This window comes from Lentzea flava, assembly GCF_014648475.1.
GTDB classification, from domain to species: Bacteria; Actinomycetota; Actinomycetes; order Mycobacteriales; family Pseudonocardiaceae; genus Lentzea; species Lentzea flava.
Genome location: NZ_BMRE01000057.1, coordinates 1 through 25,429, shown reverse-complemented (window position 1 = coordinate 25,429; position 25,429 = coordinate 1). Strand labels below are relative to the sequence as shown.

Sequence of the window (25,429 nt, the reverse complement as noted above, 5' to 3'; positions counted from 1 at the left end):
AATGGGCCAGCGATCTTTCGTCACACCCTGCCCAAAGTTACTACTCAGTAGTAGCGTGCTGGGCATGGCTACGCACGAGGTGACCAACCAGGTTCCGCCGCTGAGCGGTCACGACGTCGCGGACGACCCGGCGCTGCTCAGCTGGGTCGACAACGCTGAGCTGCACTCTTTGGGCAAGCTCGCGGGCAGCGAGGAGTGGCAGGAGCGCGGCAGGCTCGCGAACACCTACCCGCCTGTCCTGCACACGCACGACCGGTACGGGAACCGGATCGACGAGGTCGAGTTCCACCCTGCGTGGCACGAGCTGATGACCGTCGCTGTTACGCACGGGTTGCACGCGTATGTCGACGGCGGTCACCTCGAACGCGCCGCCAAGTTCTACGTGTGGTCGCAGGTCGAGGCGGGCCACGGATGCCCGATTTCGATGACTTGTGCGGCTGTGCCCGCTTTGCGCGTGGCGCCGGAACTGGCCGCGACGTACGAACCGCTGCTGACGGCCCGCGACTACGACTTCGGACTCAGGCCGCCCCTGGAGAAGCGCGGCCTGATCGCCGGCATGTCCATGACCGAGAAGCAGGGCGGCTCGGACGTGCGCGCGAACACGACCGTCGCCAAGCCGGTCGACGACGGGTACGTCCTGACCGGCCACAAGTGGTTCACCTCGGCCCCGATGTCCGACGTGTTCCTGACGCTGGCGCAGGCACCCGGCGGGCTCACGTGCTTCCTCGTGCCGCGGGTGCTGCCGGACGGCACGCGCAACCGGTTCTTCCTGCAGCGGTTGAAGGACAAGCTGGGCAACAAGTCCAACGCGTCCGCCGAGATCGAGTACGACGAGGCGTTCGCGTGGCGGATCGGCGACGAGGGCCGCGGTGTGCGGACCATCATCGAGATGGTCAACATGACCCGGCTGGACTGCGTGCTCGGCTCGGCGGCGGGCATGCGGGCCGGGCTGCGACAGGCGGCGCACCACGCAGCGCACCGCAAGGCGTTCGGGAAGTACCTGATCGACCAGCCGGCGATGCGCAACGTGCTGGCCGACCTGGCCGTCGAGTCCGAGGCCGCGACCACCACCGCGATGTGGCTGGCGCAGAACCGGCCGCGGCTCGGGCTCGCCGTCACCAAGTACTGGGTGTGCAAGCGCGGCCCGGCACACGCGGCCGAGGCGCTGGAGTGCCTGGGCGGCAACGGGTACATCGAGGACAGCGGGATGCCGCGGCTGTTCCGCGAGTCGCCGCTGATGTCGATCTGGGAGGGCTCCGGCAACGTCGCCGCGTTGGACGTCCTGCGCGCGATGAAGAAGGAACCCGAGTCGGTGCAGGAGTTCCTGGCCACGGTGACCGGTGTCGACCCGCGGATCGACAGGGCGCTGAACGAGCTCGGCACGGCCTTGTCCGATGTGGACGAGTCGCAGGCGCGCCGGGTCGTGGAGAAGATGGCGTTGATCCTGCAGGGCGCCCTGCTGATCAGGCACGGGCACCCCGCGGTCGCGGACGCGTTCGTCGCATCCCGGCTCGGCGGGGACTGGGGAGTCGCCTTCGGCACGCTCCCCAGGTCCACCGACTTCGCCGCGATCATCGACCGGGCAGTGCCGAAGCTCTAAGCAGGACACCCGTTGGGCTGACGCGGCGAGTCCGGCCCGTACAGGTCGCCGGTCAGGAACACGCACGCCGGCTGCTGCTCGAAGTCGTGGATGTCGGTGAGCTCCAGGATCGTGAAGTTCCGCCGCTCACCGATCCGCGACGCGCTGAAGTCCGTGCGCCCGGTGGCCCCGAAGAACTCCAGCTCGCGGAACTCGCCGCCGATCGCCCCGCGGTGCGGCGTGTGCTGCGGCAGTCCGGCCAGGCGGGACTGCGCGTTGCGCACGGCGTCGAGGAAGAGCCCCGCCGCGTCGTAGGCGACGCCCATGTGCTCGCCCGGCCACGGCTTGACCGGCTTGTCCTCCGGCGGCAGCGAGGACTCCTGGATCTCGCGGTTCAGCCTGCTGTAGCCCGCGCAGAAGGCGTCCAACGGCAGGCCGCCGCGCGCCTTCGGGTCCGGTTTCCCCTCCACGCAGGGCTTTCCGGCCAGCACCACGAGTCCGGCCATGCTCACGTACGACACCCGCATCCCCGCCAGCGAGTCGTGCACCCTGCTGGCCTTCTGCGCGATGAACCGGATGATGGCGTCGTCGGCGACGATCCGCGGCAACCGGTTCTTGTCGTAGCAGTCCCTGCCGATCGCCCGCAGGAACTCGCCGAAGTCCTCCTCGCGGCCCGCGAAGAAGACGAGCTCGCTGGAGTGGTCCTCGACGCACTGCGACGGCAGCTCCTGGGGGCTGCGCGACCACGGGGTGGCCTGGAAGCGCACCTGGGCGTTCGCCAGTTCCTTGCCCAGCACGTTGACGAGGTCGTCGAGGTAGACGTCGCCCTTGTTCAGCGGCGGGTGGTAGATCGTCACCTTGGTCGAGCCGACGTGCTGTGCGTACCGCCGGACGAGGTCGGCCTGCCGGACGTTGCCGGGGATCAGCTGGAAGTACATCGACGACTTGCTCGGCAGCGACGCCTCGGTGAGCGTGGTGCCGATCGTCGGCACGCCGAGCGCTCCCAGTTCGGTGATGACGTCACGGGTCTCCGCGACGCTGCGGTCGAGGCCGACCACGCCGATGATGCTCTGATCGGACTCCAGCAACGGGGTCAGCATGTCCCGCAGCACGTCGGGCGCCCGCTTCATCGTCGCGCCGCCGTTCGCGATCACGACGCGCAGCAACGGTTCCGTGCGCGACCTGTCGTTCTGCTGCCGTTGCTTGAGCAGCATGCCCTCCAGCTCCTCCGCCCTGGAGTGGTCGGCGTCGGGGTTGGTGTCCTTGTGGGTCAGGCTGGAGAAGTAGATCAGCGAGACGAACGGGCGGTCTGGATCGGCCTCGTGCAGCCGGACCGCCTCCTCGTTCTGCGCGAACACCGCCTGCTGCGTCCACCGCAGCCGCTCGTTGGAGCCGAACACCTGGCTGTTGTTGTCGCTGTAGCCCACGCACTCGACGTTGCCGTCGACGTCCATCAGCCTGGTCGACACCCCCGGCGAGATCGCGGAGCCGACGATCGAGCAGTTCGCGTTGATGTGGTTCTGCACCGTCACGAACCCCGGGAGCAGCAACACCACGGCCACCGCCGCGATGATCGCCTCCAGCCGCCGCGACCGCGCGAGCCACCGCACCGGTGGCGCCTGGAACGAGGGTGTGCCCTTCCACTTCACCGCGTCCGGGTCCGGGAACGGCAGTTTGATCATCAGGTAGCGGGCGTCCGGCGCGAGCATCTGCCGTTTGCGCGGCAGCTCCTCCCGCCACGTCGTCAGCGCGTCCTCCGCCTCCGCCGGCGCAACGGGCGTGGTGCCGAGCTGCCGCGACAGCGCGGGCTGCACCGAGCTCGCCGCGATCACCAGCAACGGGTCGAGCTCGCCGGTCTCGTTGCGGACGTGGTTGATCAGCTCCAGCAGCTCCCAGCCGCCGTTGTCCTTCGACACGCCGTCGAGCAGCACCGGGATGTACGCCGTGCGCCGCCACCCGGCCCGGCGCGGCCAGAACCGCCCGCGCCGCCGCCGGTACGCGATCCGCAGGTCCTCCAGGAACGCGTGCACGAGCAGCAGCTTGATCTGCTCCTCGTTCTCGGACTCACGCCGTCCGAGCGTGAGCCGCTCGGCGAACCCGAGGAACTCGATGGAGTGGTTGGGCAGCGCGAAGTTCTGCTTCCGCATGAACCACTTCGACTCGCGCGCGAGCCCCGGCACCCGCTTGCCGAGCCACCGGAAACCGGCCTTGCTGCCCACCCACGCGACCAGCCCGAGCCCCAGCCGCGTGACGAGGTTCGGGATGAACGCGTCGACGGCCCGGTTCAGCGCCTCGCCGTCCTGGGTGGCACGGCCGGTCCACTGGCGCAGCAGCTCGATGACGCTCGCCCGGTCGTCACGCCCCGGCTTGCGCGGCAACCGCCTGCCGGTGAGCCAGTCGACGAGCCGGTAGTGGTCGAACCGGGTCAGCCGCTCACTGCCGACGTGGATCGCCGACAGCTGAGAGGAGAGCTGATCGAGCAACGGCAACAGCGGCGGCGTCTCCCGTGCCTCCGGTGGCCATCTTTTGGCCACCTCCGCAGGCACCGCGGACACATCGACATACGCATGCGGTATTGCGGGGCGCCCCTCGTCGAGCTTGCGCTCGAGGGTGCGCAGAAATGGCGTCGGGCTGGCTTCGCTCTCCAGGTACAGCAAGGGAAGTGGCTGGTCACCGACCACTTCCTCGGTTGTGCTGCGGAAGAAGAAACCCGGCCGGTCACAAAGAGTGCGAATGACTTCGAGGAGCACTCGCAAACCGGGAAAGACGGGCTCGGTCCGGCTACCTGTCATCTGCACCCTCACACTCGCGCGGAAGGGAGACGACGGTAGCCGGACTCGGCGATTCGAACCGGCGCTTTCGCGTTATTTAGATGGAACGGACTAAAGACCGAGTTCGCGGGCGATGAGCATCTTCTGCACCTCGGACGTGCCCTCGCCGATCTCCAGGATCTTGGCGTCGCGGTAGAAGCGGCCGACCGGGTACTCGTTCATGAAGCCGTAGCCGCCGAAGATCTGCGTGGCGTCACGGGCGTTGTCCATCGCCGCTTCGGACGACACCAGCTTGGCGATCGCGGCCTGCTTCTTGAACGGCTCGCCGCGCAGCATCCTGGACGCGGCCTCGTAGTAGGCGAGCCGCGCGGTGTGCACGCGGGCCTCCATCTCGGCGATCTTGAACTGGATCGCCTGGTACGTACCGATCTTCGCACCGAACGTCTCGCGTTCGTGGGCGTAGCGGACCGACTCGTCGACACAGCCCTGGGCGAGGCCGACCGACAGCGCGGCGATGGCGACACGGCCTTCGTCCAACGTCCGCAGGAACTGCGCGAAACCGCGGCCGCGCTCACCCAGCAGGTTCGCCGCGGGCACCCGGCAGTCCGAGAAGGACAGCTCACGCGTGTCCGAGGCGCACCAGCCGACCTTCGAGTACTTCTTCGACACCGTGAAGCCCGGCGTGCCGGACGGGACGATGATCGACGAGATCTCCTTGCGGCCGTCGGGCAGCGTGCCGGTGACCGCCGCGACCGTCACCAGGCCCGTGATGTCCGTGCCGGAGTTCGTGATGAACGCCTTGGTGCCGTTGATGACCCACTCGTCGCCCTCAAGGCGCGCGGTGGTGGCCAGCGCACCGGCGTCCGAACCGCTGCCGGGCTCGGTCAGGCCGAACGCGCCGAGCTTCTCGCCGGACGTGAGCGACGGCAGCCACTCGGCCTTCTGCTCGTCGGTGCCGAAGCGGTAGACCGGCATGGCACCGAGCGAGGTCGCGGCCTCGACCGTGATCGCGACGGACGAGTCGACGCGCGCGAGCTCCTCCAAGGTGAGGCACAGGGCGAAGTAGTCGCCGCCCATGCCGCCGAACTCCTCGGGGAACGGCAGACCGAACAGGCCCATCTGCCCCATCTTGGCGATGATCTGGTACGGGAACTCGCCCCGCTCGTAGTACTCGCCGATGACCGGGGCCACCTCGTCGCGAGCGAACTCCTCGACGGTCTTGCGCAGGTCCTCGTACTCGCTCGGGAGCCTGAAGTCCAACATCGGTGTCACTCCTCGTGAGAGACGACGAGAGCCAGCACCTGATCGAGTGCGACCTGCTGGCCCGCTTGCACGTTCACTTCGGCGAGCACGCCGTCGACCGGTGCGGTGACGGTGTGCTCCATCTTCATGGCCTCGACCACGAACAACGCCTGACCTGCTGTCACCTCGTCGCCCTGCTGGGCGCGGACCACCAGCACGGTGCCCGGCATCGGCGACTTCACCGGACCGCCGGACGCGGCGGCGCCACCCGAGGCGCCGACCAGGAACTCGGCCTCGGTCAACGCCCAGGAGGCGCCGTCGTGGCCGAGCCACAGCACGTCCCCGTCGCGCGCGATCGCGTACCGCCGCGACCCGACGAGCAGGTCGCTGCCCTCGCGGCGAGCCCGTGCCCGGACCGGTTCTCCCTTGCCCACAACGACTTCATCGCCGCGAACCCGCACGTCGACGTCGTTGATCCGCCACGTCGTCCACGCGTGCTCGCCGACGCGCCACCCGGACAGCTGGTCCCACGGGTCGTCGCCACGCGGCTCCAACGACCGTTCCAGGCCGGCCGCCACGTACACGTCGTCCGGGATCTCGGCGGACGTCAACGAGTCCAGCTTCCGCTCCACCAGACCGGTGTCCAGCGCGCCGGAGCGAACGTCCTCGTCCCACAGCAACGCCCGCAGGAACGGGATGTTCGTCGTGACGCCGAGCAGCACCATCTGTCCCAGCGCGTGGTCCAGGCGCCGCAACGCTTCCTCGCGGGTGCGGCCGTGCGCGATCACCTTGGCGAGCATCGGGTCGTAGTCGGAGCCGACGACAAGTCCCTCGTACAGCCCGGAGTCCACGCGGACGTCGGTCGGTTCGCGCAACGCCAGCACGCGACCACCGGTGGGCAGGAAACCGCGCGCCGGGTCCTCGGCGTAGACCCGCGCCTCGACCGAATGCCCGGTCAGTTCGACGGAGAGGTCCAGCACCTCGCCCGCGGCGACGCGGAGCTGCCACTCGACCAGGTCGACGCCCGTGACCATCTCGGTCACCGGGTGCTCGACCTGCAGCCGGGTGTTCATCTCCATGAAGAAGTAGTCGCCAGACGCACCGTCCACGATGAACTCGACCGTGCCGGCGCCGACGTAACCGACGGACTTGGCCGCGTCGACCGCGGCGGATCCCATCGCCTCGCGCACCTCGGGCGTGAGGAACGGCGAGGGTGCCTCCTCGATGATCTTCTGGTGCCGCCGCTGGAGGCTGCACTCGCGCTCACCGAGGTGGATCACGTTGCCGTGGGAGTCGGCGAGCACCTGGATCTCGATGTGCCGCGGGTTCGTGATGAACCGCTCGATCAGCAGCGTATCGTCGCCGAACGACCCGCGCGCCTCCCGCCGGGCCGACTCGATGGCTTCACGCAGGGTGTCTTCGACGTGCACCAGCCGCATGCCCTTGCCGCCACCGCCGGCGGAAGGCTTGAGCAGCACGGGAAAGCCGATCTCCAGGGCGGCGTCGACGATCTCGTCGTCCGACATCCCCTCGCGGGTGCGGCCCGGCACAACGGGAACGCCCGCCGCCGACACGGTCAGCTTCGCGCGGATCTTGTCGCCCATCGCGTCGATCGCCGACGCGGGCGGCCCGACGAACACGATCCCCGCTTCGGCGCAGCCCGCCGCGAACGCCGTGTTCTCGGCGAGGAAGCCGTAGCCGGGGTGGATCGCCTGCGCGCCCGTGGACACGGCGGCCGCGACGATCTTCTCGATGGACAGGTACGAGTCACGTGCCGCCGCGGGCCCGATCCGCACGGCCTCGTCGGCCAGCCGGACGTGCAACGCGTCGGCGTCCGCGTCGGAGTACACGGCGACGGAACGGATCCCGAGCGACCGCAGCGCGCGGATCACCCTGACCGCGATCTCCCCGCGGTTCGCCACCAGAACGCTGTCGAACATGATCACATCCGGAAGACGCCGTAGGAAACATCGTCGATGGGGGCGTTCGCCGCGGCGGACAACGCCAGCCCGAGCACCATGCGGGTGTCGCGCGGGTCGATCACGCCGTCGTCCCACAGCCGCGCGGTCGAGTAGTACGGGTTGCCCTGGTCCTCGTACTGCTGACGGATCGGCGCCTTGAACGCCTCCTCGTCCTCCGCCGACCAGGAGTCGCCGAGCTGGTCACGACGGACCGTCGCGAGCACCGACGCCGCCTGCTCGCCACCCATCACGGAAATGCGCGCGTTCGGCCACATCCACAGGAACCGCGGCGAGTACGCCCGGCCGCACATCGAGTAGTTGCCTGCGCCGAAGCTTCCACCGATGATCACGGTGAACTTCGGGACGCGCGCACACGCCACCGCAGTCACCATCTTGGCGCCGTGCTTGGCGATGCCACCCGCCTCGTACTCGCGGCCGACCATGAACCCGGTGATGTTCTGCAGGAACACCAGCGGCACGGAACGCTTGTCGCACAACTGGATGAAGTGCGCGCCCTTGACGGCGGACTCGCCGAACAGGATGCCGTTGTTGGCGACGATCCCGACGGGGTGGCCGTGGATCCGCGCGAACCCGGTCACCAGGGTCGCGCCGTACTCCTTCTTGAACTCCTGGAACTTCGAGCCGTCCACGATCCGCGCGATCACCTCGCGCACGTCGTACGGCGTCCGGGAATCCGTCGGCACGACACCGAAGAGATCGTCCGTGACCACCGGCGCCTCGACCGGCGCGACGTCCCACGGCCGCTGAGCCCGCGGCCCGAGCGTCGAGATGATCGACCGGACCATCCGCAGCGCGTGCGCGTCGTTCTCCGCCAGGTGGTCGGTGACACCGGACGTGCGCGAGTGCAGTTCGCCGCCGCCCAGGTCCTCGGCGCTGACGACCTCACCGGTCGCGGCCTTCACCAGCGGCGGCCCACCGAGAAAGATCGTGCCCTGGTTGCGAACGATGATCGCCTCGTCGCTCATCGCCGGCACGTACGCGCCACCCGCGGTGCACGAGCCGAGCACGGCGGCGATCTGCGGGATGCCCTTGGCCGACATCGTGGCCTGGTTGTAGAAGATCCGGCCGAAGTGCTCGCGGTCCGGGAACACCTCGTCCTGCTTGGGCAGGAACGCGCCACCGGAGTCGACGAGGTAGATGCACGGCAGGTTGTTCTGCAGCGCGACTTCCTGCGCGCGCAGGTGCTTCTTGACCGTGATCGGGTAGTACGTGCCGCCCTTGACCGTGGCGTCGTTCGCGACGATCACGCACTCACGACCGGAGACCCGCCCGACGCCGGTGATGATGCCCGCGGCCGGAGCCTCGTCGCCGTACATGCCGTTCGCGGCCAGCGGCGACAGCTCGAGGAACGGCGAACCGGGGTCGACCAGCGTGTCCACCCGCTCGCGCGGCAACAGCTTGCCGCGGTCGACGTGACGCTGACGTGCCTTCTCAGGGCCGCCCAGTGCGGCGGCGGCGAGCTTGCCGCGCAGCTCGTCGACGAGCGCGGTGTGCTCCTTGGCGTAGCGGTCCGACGGCTCGGCGGCGCTGCGCAGGACAGGTGCGTCCATGCTCCCCAGACCTCAGGTTAGCGGGCGTTAACCAGGCCATGTTAACGCCCGCTCACCTGGCGGTCCACCGGAACGACTGGAGAGTGACCCGAACGCAGGTCAACGGCTATTTCGAGCACTCTCACGTTCCGGAATCTAGCCGACGACCGCCCGCAATGCGGGCAGGTAGCCGCTCTGGTGACCGGCCTTGTTCGGGTGGTACGACTCCTCGATCGGCCAGCTCAGGCTGTTCAGCCACCAGCTCGACGAGCAGATCTCGTGCCCGGTGAACGCCCCGCGCACGTCGATGTAGCCGAACCCGGCCGCCGCCGCCCGCGCGCTGATGGTGTTGTGCAGGGCGTCGGAACCGGAGTTGATCGCGGACCGCTTGGTGTCGCTCAGCCCGACGTTGCACGTGCCGGGCACCTTGTAGATGCGCGGGTAGCCCAGCACCACGACGCGTGCCGACGGCGCCTTGCCGCGAACCGTGCCGTAGGTGTTGTCGAGCAGGCCGGGAAGGGTGTTGGCGATGTACGTCTTCGCCTGGTTCACCCGGTTGACGCAGTCCTGGTCGGAGCCGAAGGTGCACGTCGTGATCACGTCGGTGAAGCCGGCGTCGTTGCCGCCGACCTGCAGGGTCACCAGCGTGGTGGACGTCGAGAGCGCGGCAGCCTGGCCGTTGATGACGTCACCGGTTCGCGCGCCGGAGCACGCGACCGACTTGAAGCTCGCGGGCGCTGTCGCCGCCGCCCACAGGGCCGGGTAGGCGAGCGGGCCGCGCTTGCAGCTGCCGCTGGTGCCGTCGTAGGTGCCCGTGCCCAGGCCGGACGCGTACGAGTCACCGAGAGCGACGTAGTTGACGGGGGCAGCGCTCGCGGGATTGGCGAGGGCGATGACGGCCGCGGCGGCGGTGACCACCGAGGCGATGAAGTGAGCAGGGCGCATCGAAGACTCCCGAAGGGGCCGCAGGGATGTGATGCATTGCACGCCAATGGTTACCCACGAGTAAGACCTGTGTGAAGTATTGGTCAAGAGTCAACATTTGGGCCTTGTACCAGTTGAAATTCCACCCATCGGACGACTAGGTAAACGGCTGCTAACCTCCCCGTGTGGCCGAGAAACCCTCACGTCGGGACCAGATCCTCACCGCCGCGGCCGAGCTCTTCGCCCGGCACGGCTTCCACGGCGTGGGCATCGACGACATCGGCGCGGCCGTGGGCATCTCCGGCCCGGCGCTGTACCGCCACTTCCGCAGCAAGGACGCGATGCTCGGCGAGATGCTGACGTCGATCTCCGAACGGCTGCTCGACGGCGGCCAGGCCAGGGTGGACGCGGCGGCGAGCGCCGACGAGGCGTTGCGGGCGCTGATCGGCTGGCACGTCGACTTCGCGCTGGACGACCCGGCGCTCATCACCGTCCAGATGCGCAACCTCGCGAACCTCACCGACCCGGACCGCCGGCGGGTCCGCGCGTTGCAGCGGCGTTACGTCGAGGTGTGGGTGGAGACGATCCGGCGCACCGTGCCGGAGTTCGACGAACCGACCGCGCGGGCGGCCGCGCACGCCGTGTTCGGGTTGATCAACTCGACGCCGCACAGCGCGCATCTCGATCGCGACCAGATGGCCGCCCTGCTGTCCCGCATGGCGCTCGCGTCCCTCACCCCGGTCGTCGTGACCTCCTGAATTGGCGATCAGCCGAGACCCTTCCGTAACCTGGCGCGACGATGGGCGCGCGCACACTCCTCCTCCGGCTCCCGGCCTGGTTCCGGTTCACGGTGATCACGCTCGCGGTGTTCGTGTGCGGGGTGATCGCCTCGCGCCCCGCCACCGGCGACGACGGCGTGCCGCCGAGCGGTGACGTGATCGCGGCGGCCAACGCCGTCGACGCGTTCGTGGCACCGTCCGCCACGCACGACCCGAAGATCAACCTGCCGCCGGACTTCGCGCGGCACATGGGGCGCGACCCGAAGACGGTGACGGCGCCGGACGGCACGCTGCGGGTGGTCGACGCCTCGGGTGGCTGCTCCGGTCCGGCCGGCGACACCGAGTGGGACTTCAGCGTCGGCTGCCGCGCTCACGACCTCGGCTACGACCTGCTGCGCTACGCCGAGGACAAGGGGCATCCGCTCGGGCAGAACGCGCGCAAGGCCCTGGACGACCGGCTCACGGCCGACCTGCACACCCAGTGCCGCCTCAACCCGCGCGGAGCCGAACAGAGCTGTCACGCGGTCGCCGAGACCTACGCGATGGGGCTCAAGTTCAACTCGTGGCGTCAGCGGTGGGGGCCGCCGGGGCACGAACCCGTGGTGGCGTGGGCGTTCGGCAGTGCGGTCGTCGCGTTCCTGTGTTTGATGGCCGCTGCTCCGCAGACGGCGGCGAGTTCGCCTTCAAGTCGGTCGTCCGGCCGCCGCTTCGGCCCGAATCGCCTTCGGCGGTTGACCCGAAGGGGCGACCGGACGACCGACGCGAACTCGCGAAAACCTGTCGTGGAAGACCGGACGGCCCTTGTTGCGGAGGATCGGTACTCCACTTTCCTCAGACTGTTCAGCCTCGTCTTGCTGGTGCTCGGCGAAACCATCGCCACGCTCGCACACCTGCGCGGTGTCGGCACGCCGTGGCTGTGGGCGTTGCAGGCGGTACCGCTGTTCTTCTTCGCGGGCGGGCACGCGAACCTGAGGTCGTGGCAGGCGCACGAGGGCGGCTTCGGCTGCTGGGTGTCGAGCCGGACGTCGTGGCTGTTGCGGCCGGTGCTCGCGTTCGTGCTGCTGTGGGTGGTGTTGTTCACCGCGTTGAACCTGATGGACGTCAAGGTCGACGCGTACAGCCGCCTGATCACGCATCCGTTGTGGTTCCTCGGGGTCTACCTGCTCGCGGTGGCCGCCACGCCCGCCGCCGCGTGGCTGCACGAGCACTTCCGCCGCGCCACGCCGTTCGTGCTGATGCTCGTCACGCTCTGCGTCGAGGTCGCGCGCACGTCGACGGACTGGAAGACCGGCGGGTACGTGAACCTGATCGTCGGCGCGTTGCTGATGCAGCAGATCGGGTTCTTCTACGCGGACGGCACGCTGCAGAAGATCTCCCGCCGGGTGCTGGCCGCGCTGGGCGCGATCACGGTGCCGGCGCTGGTGTTCTTCAGCGACTACCCGCGCTCGATGATGGTGCTCGGGGTGGCGCAGGTGTGCCTCGCGCTGCTGGCCCGCGGGCGCGTCACGACGTGGCTGGAAGGCCGGTCGTGGCACGTCGTGAACTTCGCACGCCGGGCACCGATGACGGTGTACCTCGCCTATCTGACGGGGGTCGGCGCGCTGGTCGGGCTGCTCGGGCTGACGCAGGCGCCGATCTGGCTGGTCTTCGGGCTGGTGCCGCTGATCCTGCTGTTCCACCGGTTCGAGCGGCGCCTGGTCAGGTTCCCGAAGCTCGCGCACGAGTCGCACCGCACCCGGCTCGCGACCGCGATGGGCGTGGTGTTCGGGACGCTCGGCGTGCTCGGGTTCGTGGTGAGCGGGTTCCTCGGCGACGGGACGCTGGTCCTGCTGCCGGTGGACCCCCTGCAGAACGTCATCCACCTCCTGCTCGGCTGGTACCTGATCCACACCGCCCGCACCGGCAGCTGCGACACCCGGTTGCCGTGGCTGCTCACGGCGCTGGCGTGCGTTCCGCCGATGCTGGCGCTGGAACCGACCCCTCCGGTGGTGGTGCTGCACGCCGTGGCGATCGGCCTCGCAGTGCTCGGAGCCATCCCCAGGTCACGACCGCGCACACCGGCAGCCACAGCACTCGTTGCCACACCCAGCCCGGATGATCTGGTGGCAGCTGCAGCCACGGCAACGTCAGCACCACGGTGATCAGCGCGCTCTGATGCGCTAGGAAGATCCCCAGCGCGCGTTTGTTCAGCCACCGCACGGGTTTCGTCGTACCGAGCCTGGTCAGCACCGGCGCGATCGTCAGCACCAGGCCGATCTGGGCGAACGCCAGCGCGAGCGTCGCGTAGTTCGGCGGGTTCAGGTTCGAGACGGCCGCACCGGGGATGCCGACCGCCGACGCCGGATAGCCACCGACCGTCGTCAGCAACGCGTACCCGGCGGCACCGAGAACGAGCAGCGGTGGACCGGGGATCTTCCTGCGTGCCAACGAGTGGCCGAGCTGCCAGGCCGCCCACCACACCGCGTACGGGACCACGAGCACCAGCACGACCGGGACGAGCACACCCCACGAGTACTCGTCCAGCTTGCGCACCAACGGTTTCATGGCCAGCAGGACCAGGTAGACGCCGAGGAACCACAACGGCGTCGTGACCAGGAAGCCGATGTTGTAGGCGGTGTCCTGGTCGACACCGCGCATCGACAGTCCGAAGAGGACGGCCGTCCACGCGCCGAGCATCAGCAGCGTCGGTACGGCGAGTTGCTTCAGCCTGACCAGGAACGGCGTCCGCGAGTGTGCCGCCGCGAACCCGCCCGCGAAGAAGAACAGCCCCAGCGTTTGCAGGATCCACGAAACCGGCGTGAGTTCGGGCATGTGCTTGAGCGGGCTGTCGATGTACATGCCCGTCGGCGTGTCCACCAGCGCGGTCACGAGCCAGTGGCCGAGCACGACGGTGACCACCGCGATCGCGCGAACTGCGTCTATGAACGGGTTTCTCACTGCTGCTTCTCCCCCGAAGCGATCTTCACGAGCGCGGCGAGCGTCTCGCTGCCCGGCTCGTAGTAGGTGTCGTGCTTGCCGCCCTCGAACCGCAACACCGCGGCCCCGAAGCCGTCACTCGCCGGATCGGTCCCGTGCCCGAGGTCGAACAGCCGCACGTTGGGCACGAACCGCATCCAGTCACCGCTCGACCGGATCGCCCACACGTGCGCCCGTGTCCCCAGCTCCGCCACCGATTTCGCCCGCACACCAGGACTTCCGGTGAACACGATGTCGTCCACGGCCAGCTCGTGCGCCGCCAGCGCGACGACAACCGAGCCGTAGCTGTGCCCGAAGACGTGGATGCGCGCGTTGGTCTGCAGTGCGCGAACGAAGTCCACGAGTGCCGTGGCGCCTTGCCGTGCGAGGCCACCGGTCGCGGCGTCCACCCCAAGCCCTTGCGGCGTCCGGTATCCGAGCCACGCGATCACCGCGAGGTCGTCGCGGTGCGCCTGCTCGTACAGGTTGGTCGCCATCCTCCCGACGGTCCGTTCGAACCTGTCGACGTCCACATCGGACCCGGGAACGACGATCACGACGTCACGTGCCGTGGCGAGGTCGCCGACGATCGCGACCCGGCGGGCGGCGTCGCCGCGCCACTGCGCGATCGACGGCGCGACCGACGGGACGGCGATCAGCAGGAGGAACAACACGACTCGGCGCATGAACAGAAGCTAGGAGGACGACGAGCCGCCGATCGTCCCTCTGACGTGCCGTTTTGCCGTTGCTACCCCGGTACTACGAGCCCGCTCTCGTACGCCGCGATCACCGCTTGGGCGCGGTCGCGGAGGCCGAGCTTGGTGAGCACGCGGCTCACGTGCGTCTTGACCGTCTGCTCGGCGAGCACGAGGTGCGCGGCGATCTCGGTGTTCGACAGGCCCTGCGCGATCAGCACGAGGATCTCGGTCTCGCGTTCGGTCAGCACCGCGAGCTGGGCAGGCTTCACGCGTTCGGTGCGGCGGGACTTCACGAAGTCCTCGATCAGCCGCTTCGTGATGGACGGCGCCAGCAGCGCTTCTCCCGCCGCCACCACGCGGACGGCGTTGAGCAGCTCACGCGCGGGCGCGTGCTTGAGCAGGAAGCCGCTCGCACCGGCCTGCAACGCCTCGTAGACGTAGTCGTCGAGGTCGAACGTGGTCAGCACGAGGACCTTCACGTCCTCGGCGCCGTTGAGCAGCAACCTGGTCGCGGTGAGTCCGTCCATCTCGGGCATGCGGATGTCCATCAGCACCACGTCCGGTTTGACCGCCCGCGCCAACGCGACGCCCTGCACGCCGTTGCCCGCCGCGCCGACGACCTCGATGTCGTCCTGGGCGTCGAGCAGCGCGGAGAACCCCTCGCGCACCATCTCCTGGTCGTCCACCACGACCACCCTGATCACTTGTCCCCCAACGGAATCCGCGCGCGCACCAGGAAGCCGCCGTCCTCGGTCGACTTCACGGTCAGCGTGCCACCGTGCACGGCGACGCGCTCACGCATGCCCACCAGTCCCTGCCCGCTGCCACCGCCCCTGGACGGTCCCCCAGCGGTGTTGATCACCAGCACGTCCAGCTGATCGTCGTCGCGGTGCACGTGGACGGACGCCTTGGAGCCGGGCGCGTGCCTGGTGGCGTTCGTGAGCGCCTCCTGCACGATCCGGTACGCGGTGAGCCCGACCGCCTCCGGCACGTCGTCCACGTCGACCTCGGCCTCGTCACCGGGCCGCACGAGCTCGGGGATGCGGCTGATGCCCGGCTGCGGCTCGCGTTCCGGCTCCTGGCCGTTGGTCCGCAGCACGCCCAGCAGGCGTTGCATGTCGGTGATGGCCTCGCGCGCCGCCTGGCCGAGTTCCGCGAACTCCCGTTCGGCTTCCTCGTTCAGTCCCTTGAGGCGGTAGGGCGCGGTCTCGCACCGGACGACGACCATCGACATGTGGTGCGCCACGACGTCGTGCATCTCGCGTGCGATGCGGGCACGTTCCTCAAGGGCGGCTTTGGAGCTTCGTTCTTCTTCGAGCTCCTGTTCGGCCCTGCCACGCGCACCGAAGAGGTAAACCGTCGCCGTGATCAGGGGCACGGCGAAAGCCCACTCCGCGCTGTACCGCTCGACGATCGGCACCAGCAGCATGCTGATCAAGGTGACCGTGACGACGATCCCTCGCGAGTAGAACGCGGCGACCGCGACGAGGAGCGGCACGGAGGTCCAGTACTGGAAGCTCGCGGCACCGGCCCCGTCCATGAGGAAGGCGACGAAGAAGTACCCGGCGGCCGCCAGCCGCCACGCGTAGAGCGGCGACCAGATCAGCAGGACGTACGGCACGAACGTGAGCACGAATACGACGACCCACCAGCCGTCCGAATCGTCCTGGCGCACGTACGCCACGCTGCCGACGACCGCCCAGACGAACGCGTAGATGATCAGCGCGGCGTGCGCGGGGAGGCGTAGCCGCCCGAGCACTTTGGCGAGCACTCGGGTTCGATCGGGACCGAGCACCGTTCGGTACAGCGTGCGAAACACCACCCGATGCTAGGTGGATTCGCTGATTCCCACATTGACCTGCGGAGTGACATACCCCGGTAGCACTCTGATCAAGATGGGGCATTGCGGACGCGTCACACCGCGCGGTAGGCAGTACCTGTGAGACCACCACAGGATCCAGATCGCTGGTCACGGCTGACCGCCGTGGCCGGTGAGGCGCTGGCCGCGGCCAGGGCCGGTGAGGACGCTGTGGCGGTGGACCTCGTGACCGGCTACCTCAGCGGGTCACCGGAGGGCAACGAGGAGATCAGGGAGCTCGTCCTGCTGCTGTTCGCGGAGTGCAGCAGCATGGTCGGCGCGCTCGGCTCCGGCGGCGCCACCCCGGTGAAGATGCAGGTCTTCGACGAGGAGGGCCGCGAGGTCCAGATCGACGACGCGGACCCGCCCGTGCGCACCGCGATCCGCGCGCTGCTGGCCGAGGTGCACGGCGACCAGGACGCGGCCTCGGAGCAGATCGAGATCGCACTGGCCAACGGGGCACCGCAGGAGCTCGCGACGGTCGTCCTGCAAGCCCTGCGGTGGACCCTGAAGCTGGCGATCGAGTGCGAGACGCGCGACCTGCCCGTCGCGTCGTGGATCACCGCGTCACTGGACGACCAACCCTGACGTGCAACAGGGCGTCCACGCCGGCCAGCAGGTGCTGGTCGAGCGGGAAGTAGCCCATCACTTGCGACGTGTCCTGCCGCGTCCTGCCCTGCGGCTTGTCCGCGGTCATGCCCCAGGTGGTGAATCGGCCCTGCAACTGGCCTTCGAGGGTGTCCTTGTCCGGTTCACCCAGCCCGAAACCGTCGTTGCGGCCGAGGGTGCCCGCCATGACCGTGTACTGGTCACCGAGCACCGGCGCCACGAGCGCACCCGCGGAGAACCACTCGATCCGCTCACCCGCCATCTCCATCGAACTGTTCGTGCGCTGCAGGTGAGCGTTGTGGGCGTGCACGAACGTCGGCCCCCTGCCCGCCTCGATCCGCCGGATCTCCAGCAGGTTCCGCGCCATCACGCCGTCCCGCATCTGACAGAGCCGGGTGATCCGCACCCCCAGCGGGTTCGGCTCCGCACACTGCCGGTGGTACCTCAGCAGGCTCAACCCGGCCGTCAGGTACGCCTCCGCGCGCACCCAGGCCTCGTCGGCCGTCTTCCGCTGATGCAGCTGCCTGAGCAGCCCGGTGCCGATCTCCCGCAGCCTGACGGCCTCCTCCGACCGCCCCGGCGACTGGGCGAAGTCCAGCACGGCCTCGTCCCTGCTCCACTTCTCGTCGTCGATCGTCAGGTCGACGTCCACCCCGAGGTAGTCGCGGGCGTGCTCGAGGTAGGGCCGCGGGCTGGGCGCGCTGGTCGTCTCGGTCTGGAAGTCGAAGCCGTGGAACGAAAGGCGCTCGGCCTCCGCCTTGCCCGCGTTGTACTCGCGCATCCACTGCACGAGCTCGCGGTTGGCAGGCCAGTTCTCGCCGAACGAGTGGGAGAACCCTTCCTTCATGACCGTGTCGAGGTCGCCCGGCCCGCCGTGCACGTAGTCGTTGACGAGCATCCCCCTGATCCGGCAGGTCTCCAGCGCGATCGACCGGTAGCCCAGCCCGGCCAGCTGCTCGAACAGCTCGTTGCGGATCCAGGTGTGCGCGTGCTCCAGATGCGTCGGCTCACCGAGCGCGAAGATCTCGGTGAAGGGGCTGATGAACTCACGAATGTCCTGACTCATGTGGCTCAACCGTAACATTGAAAGCTCCGTTGAAACTTTCACGCAGTTTCTCCTGCTTTCAGCCTCTAAAGTCTCAACCGTGCGTCCGTCCGACCTCGCCCGCGAACACGGCCTCTCAACGCAAGCGGTGCGCAACTACGAGCAGTCCGGCTTCATCCCACCCGCCGAGCGCACCCCGTCCGGCTACCGCGTCTACACCGAGGTCCACGCCGCAGCGCTGCGCACGTTCATCGCCCTGATCCCAGCCTTCGGCCACGCGACAGCGGGCCAGATCATGAACGCGATTCACGCCAACTCCCTCGACGACGTCCTGCACACCATCGACCGCGGCCACGAACAACTCCTCCGCGACCGCGAGACCCTCAACGCGGTGAGCCGGGCCGCCGAGGACCTGACCGACTTCGAGCCAGTCCTGCACCCACGCTCGATCGGTGAACTGGCCAGACGCCTGAACGTCACCCCGGCCACACTGCGAGCCTGGGAGGAGGCCGGCATCCTCGTCCCGGCCCGCGAACCCACCGGCCACCGCGTCTTCACCGCCGAGGACGTCCGCGACGCCGAACTGGCCCACCTCCTCCGCCGAGGCGGCTATCCCTTGTCCCGCATAGCGCTGGTGGTGGACCAAATCCGCACGGCAGGCGGCACCGACACCCTGGCGGCAGCCCTGACCGACTGGCGCCACCGCCTGAACACCCGAGGCCGCGCCATGCTCACCGCCGCCGCCCACCTCGACGACTACCTGACGGCCCGCTCCACCCCACAGCCCACGAAGCAGGACGCTTAGGCTGATCGCATGCGCACAGCACTGGTCGGCTACGGACTAGGCGGGGCGGCCTTCCATGCCCCGTTCATCGCCACCACCCCAGGCCTGGAACTCTCCGCCGTGGTCACCGCCAACCCGGCCCGCCAAGCCGAGGTCGCCGAGCGCTACCCGTCCGCCCGCCTGCTGTCCTCTCTGGACGAAGTCTGGTCCGGCAAGTTCGACCTGGTCGTCATCACGACCCCGAACCGCTTCCACGCCACCCACGCCCGCCAGGTCCTGGAACACGGCCTCAACGTGGTGGTCGACAAGCCGTTCGCCGGCTCAGCCGCCGAAGCCAGAGCCCTGGCCTCCATAGCCTCCTCCAGGGGCCTGATGCTGGTCCCGTTCCACAACCGCCGCTGGGACGGCGACTTCCTGACGGTCCAAAAACTCCTGTCCACCAACGCCCTGGGCAAAGTCCACCGCTTCGAGTCCCGCTTCGAACGCTACCGCCCGGAAATCAAGTCCTCGTGGAAGGAATCCGGCGACCCAGCCGACCTGGGCAGCATCCTCTTCGACCTGGGCACCCACCTGGTGGACCAGTCCGTGGCCCTCTTCGGCCGCCCCCTGACCGTCCACGCCGAAATCGCCACAGTCCGCCCCGGCGCCCGAGCCGACGACGACGTCTTCCTCTCCCTGTCCCACGAAAACGGCGTGCGCTCCCACCTCTGGATGAGCGCCCTGGCAGCCGACCTGGGCCCCCGCTTCCGCGTCCTGGGCCACGACGCGGCCTACGTCAAACACGGCATGGACCCCCAGGAAGAGCGCCTGAAGGCAGGCGAATCCCCCACCACCGAGGGCTGGGGCGAGGAACCCGAGGAATCCTGGGGCACGCTGGGCGGCAAACCACTCCGCACCGAACCGGGCGCCTACCAGGACTTCTACGCCTCAGTCGCCGCCGGGGTGGCCCCGGTGTCGCCTCAGGACGCCGTCACGGGCCTCGAAGTGATCGAGGCGGCCAAGCAGTCGGCGGCCACCGGGGACTCAGTCGCTCTCTGACCAAAGGGCAACCCCTCGCGTGCCTCCCTCACCTGGTGCAAGCAGCGCCACCACGACAACTTCCTGTCCGACCACGACCTGTGGATGCACCTGGGCTTGCTGACCGAGGTGCTCCCCTCGTTCATCTGCGCGTCAGAGGAAGCGGACCGCCGACGCTACCTCTTACAAACCGGCCAGGATCGGCAGATACAACACAGAAGCCGCCCCACGCCGATACAAAGCAGCCGGCCACCACAGGGGACTCGGTCACTCTCTGACAGGCTCACGCTGCCACCGCACCAGCTCACGTAGTTCGTGCTGAGGCACGGCTGGGCGTTGCAGGGACCAGACAGTCACGCCTGGCTTGTGCGGGTGGGAGAGTGCACGGACGACCCGCCAACCCTGCGACTGGTAGTACCGCACGAGCCCGAGATTGTCCTCGCCGACCGTCAGAACACCCCGCCGGGTCCACCGCTTCCCGTTCACCGCGGCATAGTCGAGCGCCCAATAGGCAATCAACACGCCGAGCCCGGCTCCGGCGAATGATGGATCGGTGACAGTGGTCTGCAGGAAGACAGATGGTTCAGCGATCTCGTCTTCAGCCCACCCCAGATGCGGCACCGTGAAGGTGGCCGTTGTCATGCCGACGATCCGGTGGTCCTTGGTCAGGACGAAGACCGGCCAACGACCTGTACCGATCTGCTCGGCCAACTGACCCGCCCTCGCGTGCCAGGACTGCCAGCGCTGTCCCCGCTCGCGCATCCACACCGCTCGCGATCTGATCATCTCGGCTGCGGCCGGGCGATCGGCCTCTCTGCCAGGCCTCATCTCGAACACGCCCGCCCCGGACATCACGACACCATGCTTCGCACGCCGAGCTCCATCCGGAGAAAGGCGAAGATGGAAAGGTCCATCTCACCACCATCGGCGATTCGGTCATGAACGGCACGCAGCTCGTTCCCGTCGACATATCCGAGATCAACCAAGATCGAGTGATGTAGTCGCTGCTTCAGCAAGGACATGCCGAACTCGGCAAGCGCGTACTCCATCACGTGCGTGAAGTTCTCCCGAAGGGGTGGGTTGACCACATCGGCCGAGAATGCCAGCCGTCGCAGTCGTTCGCGAGCCAGGTGCTTGCGCATCCGCCATTCGACGGGCAGTTGCTCGCAGAAGGCAGCCAGCCGGGGCGAGCAGAGAGGCGAAACCTGCCACATCCCGGCTGCCATGTACTGCGGCGTGCGTGACGCGAAGCCCAACAACGCGGAAGGGTTGAGGACAGTGGCGGGAGCCAGGTTCGAGTCCACTGCCTCCAGCTGCTCGAGGGTGCGCTCGCCGAGCCAGGTGGGCAGAGGTCGATGGGGGTTGTTGCGGCCAGGACGAGTTCCCAACGCCGCCCACTCGGCCTCACGCAAGCTGAAGAGCTGATCACCACCATCGCCCGTGAACACTGTCGTGACTCCGCGACCACGAGCGAGTTCGAGGATGTGTTCCAGTCCTTCGTGGTACGGCTGAGCGAGCGGATGCAGCGGCTCTCCGCTCGCCCTCGCCCCGAACGGCCGCAGCGGTGGGTGGTCCAGCGCATCGACCCGCAAGTCCTGGAAGCCGCAGTGCTCGATCATCTCGCGACGACGCCTCGACTGCTGCCGCCCGATGTCGCCGCCGAAGATCAGCGCGTAGGCCAGGACATCACGGTGACCGAGAGCCGCCAACGTCATCGCCACGTTCGCGGAATCAAGACCGCCGGACAACTCGACGGCGGTTTCCCGGGAGACGAAGGGCCACGCGGAGACAGCCCGCTCCAGCTCCTGCTCGAAAACGTCGACGAGGTCGACGTCCTCCCGGATGTCTCGGGGCAGTGCGTGCTTCGCAGGTTCCGGGTACCTCATCCGCAGACCAAGGACTCGCGTGTACTCCGCCTCCGCGCGTTCGGTGAGCTGAAAGACACCTTCGAAAGGCGTCTCACGGCTGTACCGCAAGCGGTACGTGAGTCCTCGCGTCACCTCCAACGCATTCAATCGATCGGCTCGCACGTAGGGCCGAAGTTCAGGCAGGGACCACGCTCCGCGGAGTTGCTGCCCCACCTCAACCAGGTACACCGGAGCACTTCCCCACTGACCCGCTCGAACGCAGAAGGTGCCCTCATCGTGATGATGCTCCACAACCAGGGACTCCAGCGGCCACGTCCGCATCTCCGACCGATACTTCTCATAAGTCGGTGGGTCAACGAACTCCACGTCATCCGACAAAGGCACGGCCAGAGCCGACGCCTGACGCTCTCGTGTGATCAACAGCGTCGACCCGCCGTTCGTGACAGCGAACTGCTCCAGCAGCGGATGCTCGAACGGCTTGATCCAACTCGGGCCACACATCCAACGGCCGTCGCCCTTGCGCCACCTCAGATCCGATGTGGACAGGTCGAGCCGGAAGTCCAACACTGCGCACCTCCGTTGCAGCGCCGAGGGCGGCGACGCAGAACGGCCGCCACCCCAAGCGGTTGATCACATCTCGTCGTACTCGTCGCTGGTGTCGGAACTACCTGCCTCCTTCGTGTACTCGCTGATCACTTCGAGTACGAAAGGACCGGTGAACACGTGCGCGAACTCGTCCATCTCCCCTCCTCTCACACTTTCGATCCGTTCATGGAGACGCGAGTACCGGTGAGTTCCGCGACTGGAACCAAGGTGCAGCCCCGAAGCTCACGAACAAGGGCAGTGGCCACAACCCGGCGAACAACGGGGTCGTCGTAGGACACGTTGGCCGCTGCGACTGCAACGGGAGCGGGCACTCCATTCCGGTAGACCGCACCCCGTACGCCCGCGATCGGGAACTCACGAACCCGGACAGCCACAGCGCCACGCCGTAGCGCAGGACAGAGCTTCAGCGAGATCGCGAAACAAGGCACGCAGACAGGCGGTTCGACCGAAGCCATGCCTTCCGGCCAGCCCGGCCAGTCATCCTGGTAGTCCCGCAGCAGCCAGAGGACGCCGTCCTCCGTCTGATCGGCAGGACCGGCACAGACCTGACACAACAACCTGAGCATGGCGCGCCGTTGACGCAACGGATGAACCCTGCCGAACTCCGGTCGTCCGACCTGCCGGCGCACCGCAACTCGATGCCACAACACTCCACGGGAATCTCGATCGGTCAACAACTCGTCCGCGTAGCCCACGCCGCAACCAGGGCGTTCTACCAACTCGTACGGCAAGTTCTGTTCGGCGCTCCAAGCCGTGACGTAGGGAACGACGCGCATCCACTGTGGCGCCATGCACTTCTTCCTCACCCAGGAACACGATCAGTTGGTGAGCAACACCGTCGCAGTTGAGAGGGCTTCTGACACCTGTACCGCGGACCGACAACAAACGGATTGGTGGGTGCGCTGACCTGCGACGATGACCGAGCAACCAAGGTTGCCCACTGTGATGGGTAAGATGCCCAGTGTAGTTGCCGATCCTCGGATCGAGGGGCACCCGTGGTCACTTCGTCCAGCTCACCGCAAGGGCACACGCGTGGGAACAAGCACGTGAGCCCGCAAGCACGAGGCCGCGAACTGGCCGCCCAAGGCAGGCGCCTGTGGTCCGAGCTGGGTTCGGTGAAGCTCGCGGCAGCGGAACTGGCTGCGAGACATCCGGATGTACCGAGCTTGCAGGCTCATCGATACGCGGCGGGCTTGTCGCAAGATCAAGCAGCAGTCCGCTACAACGAGGTCACCGGGAATCAGACCAGTCTGGGCGGCACCACGATCAACGCTTGGGAGACCTGGGCGCGCAGCCGCGGACAGGGCTCGCCTCCGTCGATATCAGCACTGCTCATCTTGTGCGCCGCCTACGGCCGAGGACCGCTGGGGGTCGCCGACGAGAACATCAGCCCCATCGAATTGATCGCCGAAGCGTACGAACGACTCGGAGCCGAGGACCAACTCGCCCTCAAGCAGTACACAGTAGACAGACGTCCCGCAACGGACGCATCACGGAACACCACCGTCACGCCCGTTCGCATTGCCAGCTCCCACAAAGCACCAGCACAGGTAGGCCCCGAATTCACACTGACGGTGCCCACCGTCGAACACGGCAACCCGGACATCTGCGTCTTCAGCTTGCCCAACCCCCAGCCGGGACAACTGCTGGATCTGACCTGGGACACCTTCGGCTACGGCGTGGAACGCCTGTCGCTGCAGATCAAGAATCTCGGCAGACGACTCGATGCCGACATCTGCTTCGGAATCAACGAAGCCGGCCTGGTGATGGCGACCTTCCTCGCCTCGTCGCGTTTCTCCCGCTGCCCCATCGGCTACCTGCGCTGCAACAAGGTCCGCGACGGCATAGAGCTGGACGTCAACTCGTTCTACCCAGAAGCCGCCGAAGCGTCCACGATCATCATCTGCGATTTCGAGGTCAAGCACGCTGACGTCATCGGCTACATCGCCCGGCAACTGCGCACCCGCTACCCGAAGGCAGAGCTCTACTTCGCGGTCTTCGGTGCAATGACCAAAGACCGAAATCTCGAGGTCTCCGGCTTCGACGACCTGACCGGCGCGAAGATCATGCGCGCCGCGAACTTCGAGGCGATCTTCATCGCCGCAACCATGAGCCCACCCGGCATCGAGCCACCTCTAGAGTTGCGATAGACAGCAAAGGGCGACCCACCACATGACCACCGATAGCCCGATCCCGGAGCTGGCGCTGCGCATCGCCGACCTGGTCACCGGCATGATGAACGAGATCCGGCCGCGCCTCGTGCAGGCAGCACTGACCGGTCAGCGCGCAGAAAACGTGAACCTGCGCCACCACGACAACTTCCTGTCCGACCACGACCTGTGGATGCACCGGCGCTACAAGGACTTGCTGACCGAGGTGCTTCCCTCGTTCATCTACGCGTCAGAGGAAGCGGACCCCCAGATCGTCGGACCGGACCAGGAACCGGATCTGTGCGTGCTGGTCGATCCGCTGGACACCAGCGAGCTCGCAGTACGAGCGTTGCACGGCTACACCCACATCATGATCTACTCACGATCCCTGAAACGACCGATCCTGGCTGTCGTAGGCGACATCTTCCATCATGTGCAGCTCTACATCGCAGCACGCGACGACAACGGCGACGATCACGCGTTCGCGATCACCGCGGACGGCGAGCAACACCCGTTGAACCGACCCTCGCACGCCCATCTACCGGAGGCGCTGGTCACCAACTACCTCATGCGCCCCGCCGAGCGATTTCAGCCTCTTGCAGGCCAGCAACAGTTCCTCGACGCCCTCGCCGCACCAGCAGACAACGGCAAGAGCAAGGGCCGCATCGGCGTCGACTTCGGGTCCGTCAGCCTCTGCCACGTCGCCGCAGGGTTCACCGACGCGACGGTGGAGTTCGCCAAAGGCTTCGCCGTGTGGGATCTCTCTCCAGGCCACTACATCCTGCACGCTGCAGGAGGCGTCACCATCGACCTAGAAGGTCGCCCTATCCCTCTGGACCACGGCCTGAACAGCCTCCCCGAAATCAACAAGACCATGAGCACCCGCCGCAAGTTCATCGCCGCAGGCAACCACGAACTGGCAGAAGAGATCCGCCGCGCCATCCATCCCTGACGCGACAAGCCGAAGCCGAAGGCGAGGCCAGCGAAGGCGGAGCCGAGCCCCAAGCGATGGCGCAGCCGAGCAGTCCTTGGC

General features: G+C 67.7%; 20 protein-coding genes and 1 pseudogene. 8 read left to right on the top strand and 13 right to left on the bottom strand.

What is annotated here, in order from left to right; translation table 11 throughout:
• Positions 1-64 precede the first annotated feature (64 nt).
• Positions 65-1,600, top strand: coding sequence for an acyl-CoA dehydrogenase family protein (locus IEZ09_RS38800; RefSeq protein WP_189258837.1), 1,536 nt, complete (start codon positions 65-67; stop codon positions 1,598-1,600).
• Here the strand turns inward: IEZ09_RS38800 and IEZ09_RS38795 are convergent.
• From IEZ09_RS38795 to IEZ09_RS38775, 5 genes are all read right to left on the bottom strand, one after another.
• Complete coding sequence (locus IEZ09_RS38795; RefSeq protein WP_229813333.1) at positions 1,597-4,113, bottom strand: hypothetical protein; 2,517 nt, start codon at positions 4,111-4,113, stop codon at positions 1,597-1,599. The two genes, IEZ09_RS38800 and IEZ09_RS38795, sit on opposite strands and share 4 nt — an antisense overlap.
• Before the next feature lie 348 nt (positions 4,114-4,461).
• On the bottom strand, positions 4,462-5,613 hold the full coding sequence (locus IEZ09_RS38790; protein ID WP_189258835.1) for an acyl-CoA dehydrogenase family protein: 1,152 nt from the start codon (positions 5,611-5,613) through the stop codon (positions 4,462-4,464).
• A 5-nt stretch (positions 5,614-5,618) separates the two neighbouring features.
• A complete protein-coding gene (locus tag IEZ09_RS38785; RefSeq protein WP_301326360.1) occupies positions 5,619-7,532 on the bottom strand; it encodes an acetyl/propionyl/methylcrotonyl-CoA carboxylase subunit alpha in 1,914 nt (637 codons plus the stop codon).
• Between the two features lie 2 nt (positions 7,533-7,534).
• Positions 7,535-9,124, bottom strand: coding sequence for a carboxyl transferase domain-containing protein (locus tag IEZ09_RS38780; RefSeq protein WP_189258833.1), 1,590 nt, complete (start codon positions 9,122-9,124; stop codon positions 7,535-7,537).
• Positions 9,125-9,259: 135 nt separating this feature from the next.
• On the bottom strand, positions 9,260-10,048 hold the full coding sequence (locus tag IEZ09_RS38775) for an SGNH/GDSL hydrolase family protein (RefSeq protein WP_189258832.1): 789 nt from the start codon (positions 10,046-10,048) through the stop codon (positions 9,260-9,262).
• Between the two features lie 164 nt (positions 10,049-10,212).
• Here IEZ09_RS38775 and IEZ09_RS38770 point away from each other — a divergent pair, with 164 nt between their 5' ends.
• Complete coding sequence (locus IEZ09_RS38770) at positions 10,213-10,785, top strand: SACE_7040 family transcriptional regulator (RefSeq protein ID WP_189258831.1); 573 nt, start codon at positions 10,213-10,215, stop codon at positions 10,783-10,785.
• A gap of 41 nt (positions 10,786-10,826) precedes the next feature.
• Complete coding sequence (locus tag IEZ09_RS38765; protein ID WP_189258830.1) at positions 10,827-12,947, top strand: phospholipase A2; 2,121 nt, start codon at positions 10,827-10,829, stop codon at positions 12,945-12,947.
• Here IEZ09_RS38765 and IEZ09_RS48030 read toward each other — a convergent pair.
• From IEZ09_RS48030 to IEZ09_RS38750, 4 genes and pseudogenes are all read right to left on the bottom strand, one after another.
• A pseudogene (locus IEZ09_RS48030) lies at positions 12,907-13,674 on the bottom strand (acyltransferase family protein); the annotation flags it as partial. The gene IEZ09_RS38765 and the pseudogene IEZ09_RS48030 sit on opposite strands and share 41 nt — an antisense overlap.
• A gap of 65 nt (positions 13,675-13,739) precedes the next feature.
• Positions 13,740-14,447 carry an alpha/beta hydrolase gene (locus tag IEZ09_RS38760; protein ID WP_189258829.1) on the bottom strand — a complete coding sequence of 236 codons (708 nt, stop codon included), beginning with the start codon at positions 14,445-14,447 and terminating at the stop codon, positions 13,740-13,742.
• A gap of 62 nt (positions 14,448-14,509) precedes the next feature.
• Positions 14,510-15,163, bottom strand: a complete 654-nt coding sequence (locus IEZ09_RS38755; protein ID WP_189258828.1) for a response regulator — start codon at positions 15,161-15,163, stop codon at positions 14,510-14,512.
• Positions 15,160-16,278, bottom strand: coding sequence for a sensor histidine kinase (locus tag IEZ09_RS38750; protein WP_189258827.1), 1,119 nt, complete (start codon positions 16,276-16,278; stop codon positions 15,160-15,162). Before IEZ09_RS38750 ends, IEZ09_RS38755 begins: the two co-directional genes overlap by 4 nt.
• A gap of 120 nt (positions 16,279-16,398) precedes the next feature.
• On the opposite strand from IEZ09_RS38750, the gene IEZ09_RS38745 reads away from it, so the two are divergent.
• Entirely contained in the window at positions 16,399-16,905 is a 507-nt protein-coding gene (locus IEZ09_RS38745; protein ID WP_189258826.1) for a hypothetical protein, read from the top strand.
• Here the strand turns inward: IEZ09_RS38745 and IEZ09_RS38740 are convergent.
• A complete protein-coding gene (locus IEZ09_RS38740) occupies positions 16,877-17,992 on the bottom strand; it encodes an erythromycin esterase family protein (RefSeq protein WP_301326361.1) in 1,116 nt (371 codons plus the stop codon). The genes IEZ09_RS38745 and IEZ09_RS38740 overlap by 29 nt on opposite strands.
• A gap of 79 nt (positions 17,993-18,071) precedes the next feature.
• On the opposite strand from IEZ09_RS38740, the gene IEZ09_RS38735 reads away from it, so the two are divergent.
• Both IEZ09_RS38735 and IEZ09_RS38730 read left to right on the top strand, forming a co-directional pair.
• Complete coding sequence (locus tag IEZ09_RS38735) at positions 18,072-18,776, top strand: TioE family transcriptional regulator (RefSeq protein WP_229813332.1); 705 nt, start codon at positions 18,072-18,074, stop codon at positions 18,774-18,776.
• A 9-nt stretch (positions 18,777-18,785) separates the two neighbouring features.
• Positions 18,786-19,793 carry a Gfo/Idh/MocA family protein gene (locus IEZ09_RS38730; RefSeq protein WP_189258823.1) on the top strand — a complete coding sequence of 336 codons (1,008 nt, stop codon included), beginning with the start codon at positions 18,786-18,788 and terminating at the stop codon, positions 19,791-19,793.
• A gap of 246 nt (positions 19,794-20,039) precedes the next feature.
• Here IEZ09_RS38730 and IEZ09_RS38725 read toward each other — a convergent pair whose 3' ends face one another.
• The 3 genes from IEZ09_RS38725 to IEZ09_RS38715 form a co-directional block, all read right to left on the bottom strand.
• Positions 20,040-20,624 carry a GNAT family N-acetyltransferase gene (locus IEZ09_RS38725; RefSeq protein ID WP_189258822.1) on the bottom strand — a complete coding sequence of 195 codons (585 nt, stop codon included), beginning with the start codon at positions 20,622-20,624 and terminating at the stop codon, positions 20,040-20,042.
• Positions 20,624-22,204 carry an asparagine synthase-related protein gene (locus IEZ09_RS38720; RefSeq protein ID WP_189258821.1) on the bottom strand — a complete coding sequence of 527 codons (1,581 nt, stop codon included), beginning with the start codon at positions 22,202-22,204 and terminating at the stop codon, positions 20,624-20,626. The genes IEZ09_RS38725 and IEZ09_RS38720 overlap by 1 nt, the downstream gene beginning before the upstream one ends.
• A gap of 188 nt (positions 22,205-22,392) precedes the next feature.
• Positions 22,393-23,037: a hypothetical protein gene (locus tag IEZ09_RS38715; protein ID WP_189258820.1), complete on the bottom strand. Its 645-nt coding sequence runs from the start codon at positions 23,035-23,037 to the stop codon at positions 22,393-22,395.
• A gap of 324 nt (positions 23,038-23,361) precedes the next feature.
• Between IEZ09_RS38715 and IEZ09_RS38710 the strand changes: the two genes are divergently transcribed.
• Entirely contained in the window at positions 23,362-24,396 is a 1,035-nt protein-coding gene (locus IEZ09_RS38710; RefSeq protein ID WP_189258854.1) for a helix-turn-helix domain-containing protein, read from the top strand.
• A gap of 22 nt (positions 24,397-24,418) precedes the next feature.
• Complete coding sequence (locus IEZ09_RS38705; RefSeq protein WP_189258819.1) at positions 24,419-25,348, top strand: inositol monophosphatase family protein; 930 nt, start codon at positions 24,419-24,421, stop codon at positions 25,346-25,348.
• Positions 25,349-25,429 lie beyond the last annotated feature (81 nt).

Coding starts and splice junctions, on each gene's coding strand:
- IEZ09_RS38790 (WP_189258835.1), bottom strand. CDS start 5,613: ATGTTGGACTTCAGGCTCCCGAGCGAGTACGAGGACCTGCGCAAGACC.
- IEZ09_RS38800 (WP_189258837.1), top strand. CDS start 65: ATGGCTACGCACGAGGTGACCAACCAGGTTCCGCCGCTGAGCGGTCAC.
- IEZ09_RS38765 (WP_189258830.1), top strand. CDS start 10,827: ATGGGCGCGCGCACACTCCTCCTCCGGCTCCCGGCCTGGTTCCGGTTC.
- IEZ09_RS38775 (WP_189258832.1), bottom strand. CDS start 10,048: ATGCGCCCTGCTCACTTCATCGCCTCGGTGGTCACCGCCGCCGCGGCC.
- IEZ09_RS38725 (WP_189258822.1), bottom strand. CDS start 20,624: ATGTCCGGGGCGGGCGTGTTCGAGATGAGGCCTGGCAGAGAGGCCGAT.
- IEZ09_RS38785 (WP_301326360.1), bottom strand. CDS start 7,532: ATGTTCGACAGCGTTCTGGTGGCGAACCGCGGGGAGATCGCGGTCAGG.
- IEZ09_RS38760 (WP_189258829.1), bottom strand. CDS start 14,447: ATGCGCCGAGTCGTGTTGTTCCTCCTGCTGATCGCCGTCCCGTCGGTC.
- IEZ09_RS38730 (WP_189258823.1), top strand. CDS start 18,786: ATGCGCACAGCACTGGTCGGCTACGGACTAGGCGGGGCGGCCTTCCAT.
- IEZ09_RS38705 (WP_189258819.1), top strand. CDS start 24,419: ATGACCACCGATAGCCCGATCCCGGAGCTGGCGCTGCGCATCGCCGAC.
- IEZ09_RS38715 (WP_189258820.1), bottom strand. CDS start 23,037: ATGGCGCCACAGTGGATGCGCGTCGTTCCCTACGTCACGGCTTGGAGC.
- IEZ09_RS38780 (WP_189258833.1), bottom strand. CDS start 9,124: ATGGACGCACCTGTCCTGCGCAGCGCCGCCGAGCCGTCGGACCGCTAC.
- IEZ09_RS38740 (WP_301326361.1), bottom strand. CDS start 17,992: ATGAGTCAGGACATTCGTGAGTTCATCAGCCCCTTCACCGAGATCTTC.